General features: G+C 71.7%; 14 protein-coding genes. 10 read left to right on the plus strand and 4 right to left on the minus strand.

Translation table 11 applies throughout. The features are described from left to right. Nucleotides 1-190, minus strand: a 190-nt coding sequence (locus BMY07_RS36340) for a helix-turn-helix domain-containing protein (RefSeq protein ID WP_177215941.1), incomplete at its 3' end; no start/stop codon positions are given. Between the two features lie 568 nt (nucleotides 191-758). On the opposite strand from BMY07_RS36340, the gene BMY07_RS33070 reads away from it, so the two are divergent. Genes BMY07_RS33070 through grpE form a run of 3 tightly spaced genes read left to right on the plus strand, consistent with a single transcriptional unit; the run spans nucleotide 759 to nucleotide 2,903 of the window. After that, nucleotides 759-1,553 (plus strand): MOSC domain-containing protein, encoded by a 795-nt coding sequence (locus tag BMY07_RS33070; RefSeq protein WP_092787247.1) that lies wholly within the window; start codon nucleotides 759-761, stop codon nucleotides 1,551-1,553. 52 nt (nucleotides 1,554-1,605) lie between these two features. After that, the gene (locus tag BMY07_RS33075; protein ID WP_092787249.1) at nucleotides 1,606-2,178 is read left to right on the plus strand and encodes a hypothetical protein; all 573 of its coding nucleotides are present in this window, start codon (nucleotides 1,606-1,608) and stop codon (nucleotides 2,176-2,178) included. Between the two features lie 11 nt (nucleotides 2,179-2,189). Beyond that, nucleotides 2,190-2,903: a nucleotide exchange factor GrpE gene (gene grpE, locus BMY07_RS33080; RefSeq protein WP_092787251.1), complete on the plus strand. Its 714-nt coding sequence runs from the start codon at nucleotides 2,190-2,192 to the stop codon at nucleotides 2,901-2,903. Nucleotides 2,904-3,494: 591 nt separating this feature from the next. Here the strand turns inward: grpE and BMY07_RS33085 are convergent. Further along, on the minus strand, nucleotides 3,495-4,028 hold the full coding sequence (locus BMY07_RS33085) for an RNA polymerase sigma factor (protein WP_092787253.1): 534 nt from the start codon (nucleotides 4,026-4,028) through the stop codon (nucleotides 3,495-3,497). 83 nt (nucleotides 4,029-4,111) lie between these two features. On the opposite strand from BMY07_RS33085, the gene BMY07_RS33090 reads away from it, so the two are divergent. From BMY07_RS33090 to BMY07_RS33105, 4 genes are all read left to right on the plus strand, one after another. After that, complete coding sequence (locus tag BMY07_RS33090; RefSeq protein ID WP_092787255.1) at nucleotides 4,112-4,402, plus strand: hypothetical protein; 291 nt, start codon at nucleotides 4,112-4,114, stop codon at nucleotides 4,400-4,402. Then, entirely contained in the window at nucleotides 4,399-6,057 is a 1,659-nt protein-coding gene (locus tag BMY07_RS33095) for a dynamin family protein (protein ID WP_177215942.1), read from the plus strand. Before BMY07_RS33090 ends, BMY07_RS33095 begins: the two co-directional genes overlap by 4 nt. Continuing rightward, complete coding sequence (locus tag BMY07_RS36020; protein WP_092787259.1) at nucleotides 6,054-7,880, plus strand: dynamin family protein; 1,827 nt, start codon at nucleotides 6,054-6,056, stop codon at nucleotides 7,878-7,880. The genes BMY07_RS33095 and BMY07_RS36020 overlap by 4 nt, the downstream gene beginning before the upstream one ends. Before the next feature lie 122 nt (nucleotides 7,881-8,002). Continuing rightward, the gene (locus BMY07_RS33105; protein WP_092787261.1) at nucleotides 8,003-9,523 is read left to right on the plus strand and encodes an adenylate/guanylate cyclase domain-containing protein; all 1,521 of its coding nucleotides are present in this window, start codon (nucleotides 8,003-8,005) and stop codon (nucleotides 9,521-9,523) included. A gap of 6 nt (nucleotides 9,524-9,529) precedes the next feature. Here the strand turns inward: BMY07_RS33105 and BMY07_RS33110 are convergent, their stop codons facing one another. After that, entirely contained in the window at nucleotides 9,530-11,848 is a 2,319-nt protein-coding gene (locus tag BMY07_RS33110; RefSeq protein WP_092787263.1) for an Hsp70 family protein, read from the minus strand. Between the two features lie 102 nt (nucleotides 11,849-11,950). Between BMY07_RS33110 and BMY07_RS33115 the strand changes: the two genes are divergently transcribed. Further along, complete coding sequence (locus tag BMY07_RS33115; RefSeq protein ID WP_092787265.1) at nucleotides 11,951-12,571, plus strand: L-threonylcarbamoyladenylate synthase; 621 nt, start codon at nucleotides 11,951-11,953, stop codon at nucleotides 12,569-12,571. A 99-nt stretch (nucleotides 12,572-12,670) separates the two neighbouring features. Here BMY07_RS33115 and BMY07_RS33120 read toward each other — a convergent pair whose 3' ends face one another. Beyond that, a complete protein-coding gene (locus tag BMY07_RS33120) occupies nucleotides 12,671-12,886 on the minus strand; it encodes a hypothetical protein (RefSeq protein ID WP_092787267.1) in 216 nt (71 codons plus the stop codon). Between the two features lie 115 nt (nucleotides 12,887-13,001). Here BMY07_RS33120 and BMY07_RS33125 point away from each other — a divergent pair, with 115 nt between their 5' ends. Together BMY07_RS33125 and BMY07_RS33130 are read left to right on the plus strand one after the other, a co-directional pair. Continuing rightward, nucleotides 13,002-13,529 carry a hypothetical protein gene (locus tag BMY07_RS33125; RefSeq protein WP_143073772.1) on the plus strand — a complete coding sequence of 176 codons (528 nt, stop codon included), beginning with the start codon at nucleotides 13,002-13,004 and terminating at the stop codon, nucleotides 13,527-13,529. Nucleotides 13,530-13,611: 82 nt separating this feature from the next. Beyond that, a complete protein-coding gene (locus BMY07_RS33130; RefSeq protein WP_143073773.1) occupies nucleotides 13,612-14,373 on the plus strand; it encodes a Calx-beta domain-containing protein in 762 nt (253 codons plus the stop codon). Nucleotides 14,374-15,204 lie beyond the last annotated feature (831 nt).

Here is a 15,204-nt window from a genome sequence, read left to right on the forward strand (position 1 = left end):
GCTTCTTCCGTGCCCGACGATCGGCCGCCATCGCCCGATACCCATCCCGTCCGCCGTTCCGGGCCACCTCACGAGCGATCACTGAATGATGCCGTCCCAGCATCAACGCGACCGACCGAAAAGAGCGACCCGCCCGCAACTCCCGCGAAATCACTTCCCGATCGTCCGGACCCAACACGACACCACGCACAGAAACAATCTCCGATCACTCCGACACGAAGATCATCCCACACATGGCGCATCCACCGATTGAGACCAAGGGCCCCTACGACACCCGGGCAGAACCACAAAGCAGGGGCCGAAAAGCAGGTCCTGCCGCGTGGACGACGCTACGGCTGCTGTCCCCCCACGCAAAACAAGTCCGCCCCATCGAGCAGCTGGCACCAGCGACTCCGAGGAGCGCGGTTCGGTCAACGCCTGAGAGGGGCGTTTTAGGACCAAGGCCTGCGAGAGGTGCGTTGAGGACCATCGCCCGTGTGGGGCCGTTGGGACCAAGCCTGTGTGGGGCGCGTGCGAGCCGACGATCGGGAGGGCCGGGTGGGATCGCCGTTGGTGGAGGGGAGTGGGGGTGGGCTTCCTAGCAGGGGTTTGGGGTGATGGGGGTGTGATCCACTCGATGGTGTGGTGCGGGGGTGGGGGTGTAACGCCGTGTGGGTGGGGGGCGAACAGGTGAGTGCGGCCCCGGCCAAGTCTTCTGACAGCCCCCCGATCAGCTGGGCGGGGCCGCGCTCCCGTCTCTTCGCGGTAGCGTCGGTGGGGTGATCACCGTCGTGGGGTTGCGGAGTTTTCCGGTCAAGGGGTGCGCCGGGATCGCGCACAGCGCGGTCGATGTGGGGATGATGGGGCTCGCCCACGATCGGGAGTTCCTGGTGGTGGGGCCCGGTGGGGTCGGGCGGACGCAGCGGCGGGATCCTCGGTTGGCGGTGGTGCGGCCCGAGGTCGTCGGCGGCAAACTGACCCTGTCGGCGGGTGGGTTCGGTGAGGTCGGGGTGGTAGTTGACACCGAGGGGCCCCGGGTGGGGGTCACCATGTTCGGCGACCCGTACCGCGCGATCGACCAGGGTGACGAGGTCGCCGGGTGGATCTCCGAGGTGCTGGGGGCGCCGAGCAGGCTGGTGCGGGTGCCGCCGGAACACCACCGGGTCATCGAGGGGCCGACGTCGGGGGTGTCCGGGTTCGCCGACAGCGCGGCCGTGCACCTGCTCTCGGTCGCGTCGTACCGGCGGTTGTGCGAGCGGATCGGCGGGGACGCGGTGCCGATCGACCGGTTCCGGCCCAACATCGTCGTCGACGGGCTCCCCGCGCACGCCGAGGACGAGCTGCGGCACTGCGCCATCGGGCCGGTGCGGCTGGGCTTCACCAGGCTCGCCGTGCGCTGCGCGGTGGTGCAGGTCGACCAGGTCGAGGGCACCCGCGCCGGACCGGAACCGCTTCGCACCCTCGCCAAGTACCGGCGCGCCGACAGCGGTGGCGTCACCTTCGGAACCAAGCTGTCGGTGGTCGTAGGCGGCCGCATCGCGATAGGGGACGAACTCGTCGAAAAGTCGGTGTAACTCTCAGGCCCTCCGGAGCATCTAGTCGGTAAGAGCACCTGAGGGAGGCAACATGGACGGGTACCTGTACATCGCCGACGGCAACGGTGACGGCGTCGCGGACACCACCATGCTCGACACCGACGGCGACCAGGTCGCCGACATCGTGACGTCCGATGTGGACGGTGACGGGCTGGTCGACGTCGAGGTCTACGACCTGGACTCCGACGGCTACGCCGACGTCGTGATCGACAACAGCACCACCGAGCCGGTGGTGGACGAGGTGGAGCCCATCTACCCGGAGCCCGCCCCCACCCCCGACCTGTACGACATCCCCAGCGGCACCCAGGCCGTGGTGGACATGACCAGCAGCGGCCTGGCCGACGCGCACACCATCTACCAGGACGCCGTCGACCCCGGCTCGGTCTCCGCCGACGAGGTCGCCGCCGCCACCGAGCGCGCCGACAACGCCGCCGCCCACTCGCGGTCGCTGGAGGGCGAGATCCACCAGAACGAGGTCCGCAACGAGATCAACCTCGGCAACGCCCAGCGCGAGGCCCTCGTGCACGCCCAGGAGACCGCCACCGACGTCTCCATCGAGACCGACCGGGCGCTGTCCCGGGCCGAGGCGGCGCTCGAGGGGTGAAGAATCAGCCCGTGACCCGCGTCCTCGCCTGCCTGATCGCCTCGTTGTTGCTGCTGGCGCTGCCCGCGCACGCCCAGACCACCGCCGTACCGGTGCCTGCGGGTGGCGCGCAGGTGACCACCCCGATCGCACCGGGGAGTTCGTCGGTTCCGGGAGGGGTCCAGCAGATGACGCAGACGCCCATGCCGGGTCCGCCGCAGGTCGAGCCCGCGTGGTGGTCGGGGTGGGTGCTGCCCGCGTTGATCGGGTTGCTCGTGGTGGTGGTCGCGCTGGCACTGGTGGTGCGGCGGCGGTCACGGGTGCCGGTGGCGGAGTTCGGGTCGGCGGCCCCCGTGCCGGTGGCGGACGACGGCGCGGGGCTGGCCCCCGTGCTCCGCCTGGTCGGCGACCACGCGCCCGGTGACGCGATCCGCCAGCAGGTGACGCGGCTGCTGGCGGGCACGCCGGACCGCGCGGCCCTGGTCGACTGCGCGATCCGCCTCCGCGACCAGCTCGGCGACCGCGCCCCCGACCTCGCGCACCGGCTCCTCTCGGCCCTCAACGCCACCGGCATCACCGAGATCACCGCCGACGGCGCCCTGTTCGACCCCCACCACCACACCGCCTCCGGCACCGTCCCCGCCCCCCGCCCCGACTTCCGCGACCGGGTAGCCGAGACCCGCAAACCCGGCTACCTCGACCACGGCACCGTCCTCCGCCTCCCCGAGGTCATCCTCTACCGCTAACCCCACCCGCCACCGCCTTCCCAACACACCGCTCGCCCCTGCCCGCCCGCTACCGCTCAACCACCACCCCCTCCGAGGGCCACCCACCCCAACAAGGGCCAACCGTCCCGCCGACGGCTAGCCACTCCGTCGAAGGCCAACCGTCCCGCCGACTGCCAACCACCCCGCCGATGGCCAACCGGTCCCGCGAAGGGCCAACCATCCCGTCGAAGGCCGATCATCCTGCCGAGGGCCAACCATCCGCGGATGGCTATCCACCCCGCCGAAGGTCAACCGTCCCGCCGAAGAGTCCGCTACCGCTGAGGAGCCCCCATGCCCGGCACCGGCCGACTTGTCCACAACCCCCGAAACCATCCACAGCCCCGGCGCGAACCCCTTGACAGGCCCCGAGAACCGGTACGCTGGAAGTGGGTGGCCCCCCGGGTGGGTGGGGTCTGCCGTCCGGCCGGTCGGCTGCGCGACGTGGGATTTCCTGGTGAGGGACCGCGTGGCGAAGGCATGCGGTCCGGGAGCCCGCACGGCGGAGGGCCTCGCGCTGGGAGTCTGCGTGGGGGGCTTCGTGTCGGGAGTTTGTGCGGCGGGCAGGTCGGGTCAGGGGCTGAGGCGGTCGCGGAGGGTGTGGCGGGCTCGGTGGATCCAGACGCGGATGGAGTTGGTGGGGGCGGTCATGACGGTGGCTATCTGGGCGTAGGTGAGGCCGCTCGCCCACAGCAGGACGGCCTCGCGGTGCCTGGCGGGCAGGGTGGCCAGTGCGGCGCGGACGTCGAGGGTGTCGCCCACCGCGTCGGTGAAGGGGCCGGTCGCGGGGTCGGCGACGCTGTCCAGGTCGACCTCGCCGCGGCGGGTGCGGGTGCGCAGGACGCCGAGGGCGGCGTTGCGGGCGATGGCGTACACCCACACCGCGAACGAGCACGTCCCGGTGAACCGCCCCAGTCCCCGCCACGCGGCGATCTGGGTCTCCTGCAGCGCGTCCGCCGCGTCGGCGTGGCTGCCGGTCAGCCGCACGCACAGCGCGTACGCCCGCCGTTCGGCCCCGGCCCACAGCGTGCGGAACGCGGCCTGGTCGCCCGCCGCGGCCGCCTGGACCAGGTCGGCCTCCAGGTCGGGGAATGGCCCAGCGGTCACCGCGCTCCGTCCCGGTCACGAGGGTGTGGTCACCCCTGTGCTTCGCCGCCGCCCCGCGCGGTGTTATCCCCTGGAGGCAGGTCGTGACCGAGGAGTTCGACCAGGACGCGCTGCGTGAGCTGCTGCTCGACAGCGTCGCCCCACCCGACCCCGCGCTCACCGAGGCGATGTTCGAGGTCACCTTCACCGAGATCCCCGAGATCCCCGAGGCCGCCGCGCCCGAGCCCGACCTGCTGCCGGACTTCGAGGACACCCACTCAGCCCTCGACCTCGGCGCAGACGACCCAGGAGCGCACGACCCAGGTAGCGATGTGGACCCCGACACCGATGGGGAGGGTGCTGCCGACGACGGCTTTCCTGGAGTGGACTGGTGACACGACCCGAGCGCGGTGCCGCGGCGGTGCTGCGCGCCCTCTGCCGCGACGGCGCGTCCCGCGCGACCGATCCCGACCTGCGCGCCGAGCTCACCGCGGCCGCCGACCGGCTCGACCGGCCGCTGCAGCTCGCCGTCGCCGGAGCGGTGTCCGCGGGCAAGTCCACCCTGATCAACGCCATTCTCGGCCGGTCCGTGGCGGCGGTGGACGCGGGGGAGTGCACCCGGATCGTGACCTGGTACGAGTACGGGCCCAAGCCGCACGTGCTCGTCGAGTACACCAACGGCGACACCCGGCGCGCCCCGCTTGGCGAGACCGACCTGGCCGCCGCCGACATCGCGCGCCTGCGGGTGCGCCTGCCCGACCCGTGGCTGCGGACCGTCACGGTGATCGACACCCCCGGCCTGAACACGGTCAGCTCCGAGGACGCGACCCGCGCGCTGCTGTTCGGTGACGCCGCCGCCGAGCACGCGCAGGCCCTGGTCTACGTGCTCCGCTACGTGCAGCGCTTCGACGCCGACACCCTCGCCGAGTTCCGCGGCCTGTCGGCGGCCTGCGGGCTGACCGCGGTGAACACCGCCGCCGTGCTCAGCCAGGTCGACCGGCGCGCCGACGAGGCCGACCCGTGGCCGGTCGCCCGCAGGCTCACCGCGCGCGCCGCCGCCGAGCTGGGGCCGACCGTGCTGGACGTCACCCCGGTGATCGGCCTGCTCGCCGAGACCGGCCGCGCCCGCACCCTGCGTCCCGCCGACCTGGAAGCCCTGCGGGAGTTGGCCTCACTGCCCGAGGTCGTGCTGGAAGACCTGCTGCTGGACCTCGCCGAGTTCACCGCCGAGCCCGCTCACCAGTCCCTTGTGGACCGTCTGCACCGCTACGGGATCACGGTCGCCGTCGACCTGCTGCGCCGAGATCCCCGCGCGGGACTCGACGAGGTGCACCGGGAATTGATCGCGCGGTCGGGATTCGCCGAGCCCGGGCTGGTGGACGTGGTGCGCCGGTTCACCCGGCACGCGGACCTGCTCAAGGCGCACGCGGCGGTCGTGCGGTTGCGGTCACTGGGATCGCGGTTCGGCACCGGGCCGGACAAGAGCGTGGTGGCCCGCCTGTTGTCCACTGTGGAGGAAAACCGGCCGCTGGCCGACGAGCTGGCCGGACTCCGCGCCCTGGCGGCCTGTGCCGCGCTCGCGACCAACGCGCTCGTGCTCGACCAGGACATGACCGACCGGCTGTTCCGGTTGGTGCGCGGCGACACCCCGGCCGCTCGCCTCGGGCTGCCTCCGACCGCGTCTCCGGCGGAGATCGTGCTCGCTGCCCGCCAAGCGACACGCCCCTGGCGTCAACTCGCGCAGATGGCCGGGCCCACCGTCGCCGGACACCGCGCCCAGGACGTGCTCGCCACCCTGGAGGACATCGCGGACTCGGCTCTCGACCAAGACCGCGCGTTGATCGAACGCCTCCGCGACGAACCGCTGCTCGCCGCCCCTGTCCGTCGTGCTGTCGGTGCGCTGCTCGATGGTGATATGTCCGGTGTGGACAGCAGTCAAGTGGTGATCCGGTTGCGCGCCATGCTGCACCGCCCGCTGCCACCGCCGATCCGCCGCGCGGTCGAGGTCGCCTGCGCCGCGTTCGAGAACCTCGCTGGGAGCCGTCCGTGAGTCACGATGTCGTCCGCCAGGTGTTGCGGTTGGCCAACGACACCCACGGGTTGGCGGTGCGGTGCGAACGGGCCGACGTCGCCGGGGTGCTGGCCGCGCAGGCCGGTCGGTGGTCCGAGTCGACCGCGACGGTGGTGGTCGCCGGAGCGCAGAAGCGGGGCAAGAGCAGGCTGGTCAACGCGCTGGTCGGCGTGTCCGGATTGCTCCCGGTCGACGCGGACATCGCCAGCGAGACGCACATCGCCCTGTCCTACGGGGACGAACTGGCGGCGTCGGTCCGCCGGGGTGACGAGGTTGAGGTCGTCGACCCGGCGCGGCTTGCCGAGTACGCGTCTGTGCTGGGAGACCCGGCTCTGAGACGCGGGGTGACCGGGGTAGAGGTGACAGTCAGACACCCTGTGCTGCAAGGCGTCCGGCTGGTCGACACGCCCGGGGTGGACAGTCTCACCGCCGGACATCGGCACGCCACGGTCGCCGCGCTCGGTGGGGCGGACGCACTGCTGTTCGCCGTGAGCGCGCAGGACCAACCGATCCTGCGACACGAGTTGGACTTCCTCGCCGAGGCCGCCGCGCGCGTGCACACCATCGCGTTCGTGATGACCAAAGTGGAGGACTCGGTCGGATGGCGGGAACTGTTGACCGAGAACCGCGAGCGGCTCGCCCGGGCGGTGGAGGCGCTCGATCCCCGTGTGGGCAAGCGTTTGCTCGCCGCGCCCTGGCTACCGGTGAGCGCGAAGCTGGCTGAGGCGGCTCTCGCCTTGACGCAGGCGGGAGCGGACGAGCGCGCGGCGGTCCGGCGCGAGCGCAGTGGCTTTCCGGCCCTGGAGCGGTTGATCGGCCGATGGGCGCTGCGTCGTGAGCTGATCCGGGCGGGTGGCGTGCTGACGGTGACGACCTCCGCCGCCCGCGACCTGGCCGAGACCGCCGGTGACGCCGCCGCCGTCGAATCCGCCGACGAGGCCGATGTCGCCGCTCGACTGTCCGAAGTGGATGCCGAGCTCGCCGACCTGGCGGAGCGCCGCCGTGCGCGCCGGGTCGCCGGGCTGGACCAGCACCTGTTGGCGCGGGAGGCTTCCCGCGGTGCCAAGGTGATCCTCGACGGGTACCGCCGCACGTACGAGAACGAGGTCGCGGACCTCGGCTCCGGGCGGGCGATCGAGGCGTACCTGTCCGCGCTGCCCGACAGCCTCGACCAGTCCCTCGCCGCCGCCTGGACCGAGATCACCGCCGCCGTCGAGGACGTCGCCACCGCCGCGTTCGACAGCTACCTCAAGGCCATGGGCGTCGACGCCCCCGTGGTCGACCTCGCCATCCTAACCCGCCCGGACGCCCCGACCGGCCACGCGGCCAGGCCGGGCGCCGCCCGCTTCGACGTCCTCGCCGAGGGCCTGCCCACCGTCATGATGGCGGGCAGCGTCAGCTACCTCGCCACCATCCTCGGCGCTGCGGCTCTCTCCCCGCTCGCCCCGGTCGCCATCGGCTCCGCCCTCGCGGTCGGCTTCTTCACCCACAAACGCCGCCTGGCCGCCACCACCCGCACCAAGGCCGCCCTCACCACCGCCATCCGCGACGCCTTCACCGCCGCCACCACCGACATCACCCTCGCCGTCGACCGCGCCACCCTCACCTGGCGCACCACCACCGAACAGCACATCGACGAGGCCCTCGCCGCCCGCCACAAAGCCCTCGAATCCCGCAAACGCGACCTGTCCACCCCCGCCCTCGGCGAAGGCGCCCCCAACCTCACCACCGCCACCACACTCCTCGACCGCGCCGCCACCCTCCACAACGCCCTCGAATCCGCCCTGCGCCAACCAGACTGACCGCGCCCCTTGCCGCCAAGCCCCAACAGTTCGATGGACAGCGGTCGAGTCCTTCCCTTTCCGCCGAGTTGGCCCGCCGATGGGCTGTGTGCGCCGGTACCCGCGAGTAGCCTGAGCCGGTGATGGCTCAGGCTGGACCGTTCGGGTCGCGCTTGCTGGGTCCCGCGGACCAGCGGGGGATGGTGCTGCGGGTCCGGGTGCAGGGGCTGCTCACGGTGACGCTCGTGGTCGCGAACGTCATCGGCGCCGTGGTCGCCGTGGTGCTGTCCACCTGGGTGATCCCGGGTCCGGGCCCGGTCGGCGCGACCTGGTTGATGGTCGGGGTCGGCGTGCCGTGCTACGTCGTTGTGGCGTTGGCGTTCGGGGTGGTGTGGGGGACCGGGCGCGCGTTGCGGGCGGTGCGGTGGGCGATCGACGACCGGCCGCCGACCGAGCGGGATCGGCGGGCGACGGTGCGGGTGCCGTTGGTGCTGACCCTCATGCAGGCGTTCCTGTGGGGGCTGGCGACGGTCCTGTTCACCGGGATCGTGCTGGTCATCCAGCCCGCACTGGTGTTCACGGTCGCGTTCACCGCCGGGTTCGCGGGGATCGTGGTGTGCGCCAACGCCTACCTGCTCAGCGAGTTCGCCCTGCGCCCGGTCGCGGCCAGGGCCATCGGCGACGAACCGCTCGGCGGGACGGGTGTGCGGGTGCGGATGCTGCTGTTCTGGTGCCTGGGCACCGGCGTGCCGGTCGCGGGCCTGCTGCTGGTCGCCGTGTTCGCCCTGGTGCGCGACACCGTGCCGACCACCAGGCTCGCGGTGACGGTGATCGTGCTGACCGGCGTCGTCCTGGTCTTCGGGTTCCTGGTCACCGAGTTCACCGCGCGGGCCATCGTCGGCCCGGTCCGGTCGGTGCGCGACGGCATGGGGCTGGTCCGCGAGGGGCACCTCGACACCAGGGTCCCGGTGTACGACGGCACCGAGCTGGGGCTGCTGCAGGCCGGGTTCAACCGGATGGCCGACGGGCTCGCCGAGCGCGAGCGGATCAGGGACCTGTTCGGCAGGCACGTCGGCCGCGAGGTCGCCGAGGCCGCGCTGGCCGCCGAGGTGGACCAGCGGGTGGTGCGGGTGAGCGTGGTGTTCGTCGACATGGTCGGCTCCACCGCGCTCGCCGCGACCCGCCCGCCGACCGAGGTGGTCGCCCTGCTCAACCGCTTCTTCGCCGTCGTCGTCGACGAGGTCGACCGGCACGGCGGCACCATCAACAAGTTCGTCGGCGACGCCGCCCTCGCCGTCTTCGGCGCCCCCCTGCCGCTCGACGACCACGCGGGCCGCGCCCTCGCCACCGCCAGGGCCATCGCCGCCCGCCTGCCCGACGAGCTGCCCACCTGCCAGGCGGGCATCGGCGTCGCCACCGGCCAGGTGGTCGCGGGCAACATCGGCGCCCAACGCCGCTTCGAGTACACCGTCATCGGCGACCCGGTCAACGAGGCCGCCCGCCTCACCGAACTCGCCAAGTCCACCCCCGGCAAACTCCTCGCCTCATCACACGCCGTCGCCGAGGCCCACCCCGACGAAGCCTCCCACTGGCAGACCACGACTACGACGACCCTGCGCGGCCGGACCGAGGACACGCTCCTCGCCGTCCCACGGGAGAGCTAGGCAGACCTACTCCGGCAGCCGGACCAGGGTCGCCGGGGCGGTTCGGGAGTCGCCGGGTGGGGTCTCGGGGGAGTGCAGCGCGAAGCCCTGCCCCACCGGTTCGAGCCAGCCCTCGGCGGCGGCGACCTGGTCGACGCGGCCGCCGCTCACCCGCAGGACCTGCGAGGTCCCCTCGCCCACCTGCGCGCCGAGCCACAGCAGCTCGCCGTCCACCCGCAGCCGCGCCGCCTCGGCAGGGACCACCGACGCCAGGTTGCCCAGCAGGCCGGGGAAGGTCCCCAGCGGACGCGGCGACCGCTCGTCGTACAGGTGCAGGGCCAGTCCCCGGTTCGGCACCAGCGAGTCCTGCACCACCCCGTACATCCGGTTCGCCGTGGCCACCCACCGCACCGCGCCCGCGCGCGGCCGTTCCACGAACAGCTTGCGGTCGGTGCCGACGTACGTCTCCAGCCCGACGTTCGTGCCCAGGTACCAGGACTCGCGCCGCACCACCTGGTGCACCCACAGCGCCGTCGCGTCCTGCTGCTCGGCGACCACCGTCAGGTTCCCGTCGGAGTCCACCGTCGCCACCGTCTGGCTCGGGACCACGACGCTGGAGCGCAGTCCGGTCCGCCGCTTCGTGATCTTGCCGAGGACCACCGCCGCGCCCCGGCCGTCGCCGAGCGCGGTCGGCGGGACAGACGTGGGCATGGCCGGGTCGAGCAGCCTGCGGCGCGCGCCGTCCTCGTTGATGTACCAGGTCGCGGCCGGGCCTAGCGGGCGCGGCGCGGCGTTGACCGGGGCGAACGAGGTCGCGGGGCGGATCACCACCACCTGCAGGTCGCCGGTCTCGCCCCACGGCAGGCCCACCGAGTTGTCCACCGCGCGCGTCCCCGGCCCGCGCAGGAACACCCAGCCGAGGCCGCCCTGCGCGACCAGCCACGGGTCGTGCGCGGTGACCAGGTCGGTGGTCGAGCGGATGATCAGCTCCGGGCTCAGCGCGTGCACCCGGACCGCCTGCTCGCGCCGCTCGGCGACCAGCACCAGGTCGTCGCTGATGGTCCAGCCGGTGACCCGCGCCATCGGCAGCTCGCGCTCCACCCGGCCGCCGCGGTCGAGCTTGCGCACCACGTGCCCCTCGGGTCCCGTGCTCCAGGTGTAGAGGGCGCCGTTGACCGCCTGGGCGTCGACCACGTCGGTCGCCAGCACCGGGAAGCCCGCGCCGGTCCCGGTCCGCCGCGGCGCGGTGACCGGGCGGGCGTTGAGCGCGCGCTGCGCCCACCGGGCCGCGCCCAGCGCCACCACCGTCTTGGGGTCCTGCCAGGTGCGCACCAATCCGTCGTACTGGGCGCGCAGCGTGTCCTGCACCAGCGGGATCCGGCTCGCCCCGCCGGTCAGGAAGATCCCCCGCAGGTCCCCCGGCGCCCGGCCGCTGCCCTCGATGCTCTGCGCGAGCAGCCGGGTGGTGCGCCGCACGTCCTCGCCGACCAGGGCGTCGAACTCGGCCCGGGTGATCCGCACGTCGATGTCGGCGCCCGCGACGTACTGGCTGGCGTCCTCGTAGTCCGACAGCGACTCCTTGGCCAGCCGCGCCTCGGTGAGCAGCTCGCCCGCCGCGGCCAGCCAGCGCCGGTCCGGGTTGGTGCTGACCTGCTCCCACCACTCGGGGGCCAGCCGGGTCAGCTGGGCGCCGAAGTGGTGGAACACCCGCTCGTCGAAGGTCTCGCCGCCGATCTCCGGGTCGCCGCCGGGGGCGCCGACCACGGTGAAGCCGGAACCCTCCACGGCCAGCACGGCGGTGTCGAACGTGCCGCCGCCCAGGTCGTAGACCGCGACGCTGTCCCGGCCGCCGATGCCGTCCGCGGCGTGCGTGTGGCTGTAGTGCACCGCGGCCGCCACGGGCTCCTCGATCAGCTCGACCGGCCTGCCCGGTAGCACTACCTCGGCGACCTCCAGCAGCACCTGCCGCTGCGCCGGGCTCCACGCCACCGGGTGGGTTAACACCAGGGACGCGGGCGCGGCCCCGTCGAAGCGCCTGCGGGCCTCGGTGACGAACAGCTCCAGCAGCGCCGCCATCGCCCGCTGCACGGTGACCGGCTCACCGCCGAGCAGCATCGGGCGGCGGCCGACGTAGCGCTTGGGGTTGCGCTCGGCGCGGTCCGGCGCCCGGCCGACCATCCGCTGCGCCAGGGTGCCCGCGACCAGCCGCCCGGACTCGTCGAGCAGCACCGTGGAGGGGACTCGGCGCTCACCGGAGACCTCGATGGACTCGACCCGCTCGGCCGTGGCGATGGCCGCCGCCGAGAAGCTCGTGCCCAGGTCGACGCCAAGACTCCACCGTGTCACGTCGCTCCCGCTCACTGTTAGCCCATTCGTGTCCGTATACAGGATCGCCTGTCGCCGGGCGGCGTTTCGGTCGGGGTCGCCGCCGGTCCGTAGACTCCCGTCATGGCGAAGTACTTCGACGTGCACCCGGACAACCCGCAGCGGCGCTCGTTGGCGCAGGTCGTGGCCCTGCTGCGGGACGGTGGACTGATCGCCTACCCCACCGATTCCTGCTACGCGCTCGGCTGCGCGCTGGGCAACCGGGAGGGCATCGACCGGATCCGGGCCATCCGCCGCCTCGACGACCGGCACCACTTCACCCTGGTCTGCCAGGACTTCGCCCAGCTCGGGCAGTTCGTGCACCTGGACAACGCGGTGTTCCGGGCGGTCAAGGCGTCCACCCCGGGTAGTTACACGTTCATCCTGCCCGCCTCGAAAGAGGTACCCAAGCGGCTGCTGCACCCGAAGAAGAAGACCGTGGGCGTGCGCATCCCCGAGCACACGGTGACCCAGGCGCTGCTGGCCGAGCTCGGCGAGCCGCTGCTGTCCTCGACGCTGCTGCTGCCCGACCACGCCGAGCCGATGGTGTCGGGCTGGGAGATCAAGGAGGAGTTGGACCACGTGCTCGACGCGGTCCTCGACTCCGGGGAGTGCGGGACGGTGCCGACCACGGTCGTGGACTTCTCCGAGGGCGAACCGGAAATCATCCGGCGCGGTGGCGGGGACACGACAAGATTTGAGTAGCCGTTTTCGGTTGCACGGTGTGTCTCTGGCCACGATCGTTGTATAACGGGGCTATTACGCTACTGTCCACGCCGTGTCGGACCATGACCCTTCACCCGATCAGCCGTTGCGCGCGGTGCCGAAGTTCCCCCCGCGCCCCACGGAGCCGGTGTCCGCTCCCGCGATGATCGTGAGTACCCTGCCGGACGAGCTGCCCTGGTCGCCCAGGTCGCAGCCGGGGGCCTCGACGCCCCCGACCGCCAGCGCCAGCCCGGTGCTGACCAGTCCCCGCTTGGCCCCGGTCGGCGCACCCGCGCTGACGATGGAAGCGGCCACGGTGACCCTGCCCGTTGTTCCCGGTCCCTTGCCTGGACCTGCTGAGCTTGTGGTGCCTCCGCGTCGGCCGAGGTGGGTATTACCTGCCGCGGGGATCGTTGTCGCTGCCTTGCTCGTGGGGTTCATCGTGTGGTTGACCTCGGGTAACGACGACCCGCCGCCGGTGACGCCAACGGCCCCCGCCAGCGAGTACCTGTTCCAGCGGATGGGGGAGACCGTCGAACCTGCCCGCGATAGCGACTGCGCCGAGCACGCTTACGGCAAGGTCAAGCAGTTCCTCATAGCGAATCCGTGCAGGCAGTTGACCCGGGCGGTGTTCCTTACCGCCACCGACAGCGGTCGAACTGTCTACACCTCTATAGCCGTTGTGCGTATGCCGGATCGAGCTGGTGCCGAGAAGCTCGAACTACTCGTTCGTCAAGACGAAACCGGTAGCGTCAACGACCTGTTGCGTGAGAAGAGAGTTAACGTCCCCGGGTTGGATCGCCTGAGCCGGGGTGGCTTTTCCGCCACGACCATGGACCGAGACGTGGTCATAACCGAGTCGGACAGCGCTGACCGTGACGAGGACCCTGCCGCGCACAAGGCCGAGATGAAACGGGTCAGCGTCGCCGCGCTGAAGCTGGCGAAGGAGCTCGGGTAAGAGGCTCGGACCACCCTCACAACCGCGCCACAACCGGGATGCGCTAACCAGACTCGGGGCGCTTTGAGAGAGGGGTATGTCCATGAGGGCTTTGTTGCTCGCGGCGGCCGCGGTCGCCGTGGCGTTGCCGGTCGTGCCAGCGCAGACCTGGTCGACGGCGGCCTGCGGGCCCGCGGCGGTGTCCGTGGGTGACTACCGGCAGTACGAGGGCACCGGTGGTCCCGGCACCACCGGGTTCGCCTTCGCGGTCACCGTCGCGACCGACCCGGGCTGCACCGCGACCGGCTCGGTCAACTACGTCACCGAGCACATCACCACCACCCCGTCCGACATCGTGGCGGCGTCGGGCACCCTCACCTGGACCGACTCCACCACGGCCACCGCCGTCGTGGTCGGCGTCGTCCGCGACAGCGCCCCCGAACCGGAGGAAGCCTTCGCCCTCCGCCTCTACGGCGCCCAGAACCTGGTCATCACCCGAGACCGAGGCCGCGGCCAAATCATCGACGACGACCTACCCCCGGTAGAAACCTCACTCGACGGCGGCAAGATCTGCTGGCGCTACGAGGGCACCGCGGAGGTGGGTGTCCATACCTCGACCCCTGCGCGCGCCCCGATCACCTTGCACTACCGAACCATCCACATCGGCAACAACCCCCCTGGCTACTACCCGGTGAAGGACGGCCTCATCACCATCCCCACCGGCTCCACCCGAGGCACCGCCACCATCCGCCTCAAGCCCGACCAATCCCTCCCCGACGACCAGTTCTACGTCGAGATCTTCTCCCCGTCCGCGGGCACCCTGGGCCTCTCCAAGGTCCCGGTGACGGTGAAGTCCAAGCGATAGCAGTGCCCTTGTCGACGGGCCCGGCCGCTTCGGTGGCCGGGCCCGTTCTCTCGTTGTCTGTCCGTTGTGGACTGTTGGCGCGCGGAATGCCCTCTCGTCGATCACCTGCTGGCCGACTTGCTTCGGTGGGGGGCTCTGGTTCTTCGCTTGTGCCTGTGACCAGCGGATTTCGTGCTTTGGTGCCCTGATCTTTCACCCAGTTCAGCGACAGAAGTTATCCACATCTGGATCTTCGCGCGGCTGTTTCAAGATCGTCTGTCGGTGGGTACCGATAGGCTGGGACCTGGGACGCCCCCCGGAGAGGGTGGGGGCTGGGGCCGGACTGGCGTGCGCGCGCGAAGCGGTCGCTGCGGCGTAGGAGTCCTGGTGTGGTGTAGGTGACCCGGTCCGCGGCAAGAGTTCCGGTTCGGGCTAAGTGTGTTCGCTCGGCGATGCTGGCCGGGGTCTTCTCCGCCTGCTTGCGGACTGGACAACTTGGTCGTCGGCGTTGGGCGTGACCCCAGTCTGAGCGCCGGGCCGCCGAAGAATCCACTGTGGACGATCAGCCGTGTGGAACCCCGCTAAACGATCACCTTCCAACCGACTTGCCCAGGTCCGACGCTCCGACCGCGCCGCAACGGCCCTGACCAGGGATTCTCCTCGCTATCGACCCCTGACTTTCACCTGTTCCAGCGACAGAAGTTGTCCACATCCCGATCTTCGGCGGCCCGTGTCAAGATCCACTGTCGGTGCCCCCCGATAGACTGGCACTGGGACGCCCCCCGGAGTGGGTGGGGGCTGGGGCAGGACTGGCGTGCGCGCGCGAGGCCGAGGCCAGCGGGGCGGCCGGTC

Origin of the sequence: Actinokineospora terrae, from assembly GCF_900111175.1 — a bacterium.
Lineage (GTDB): Bacteria > Actinomycetota > Actinomycetes > Mycobacteriales > Pseudonocardiaceae > Actinokineospora > Actinokineospora terrae.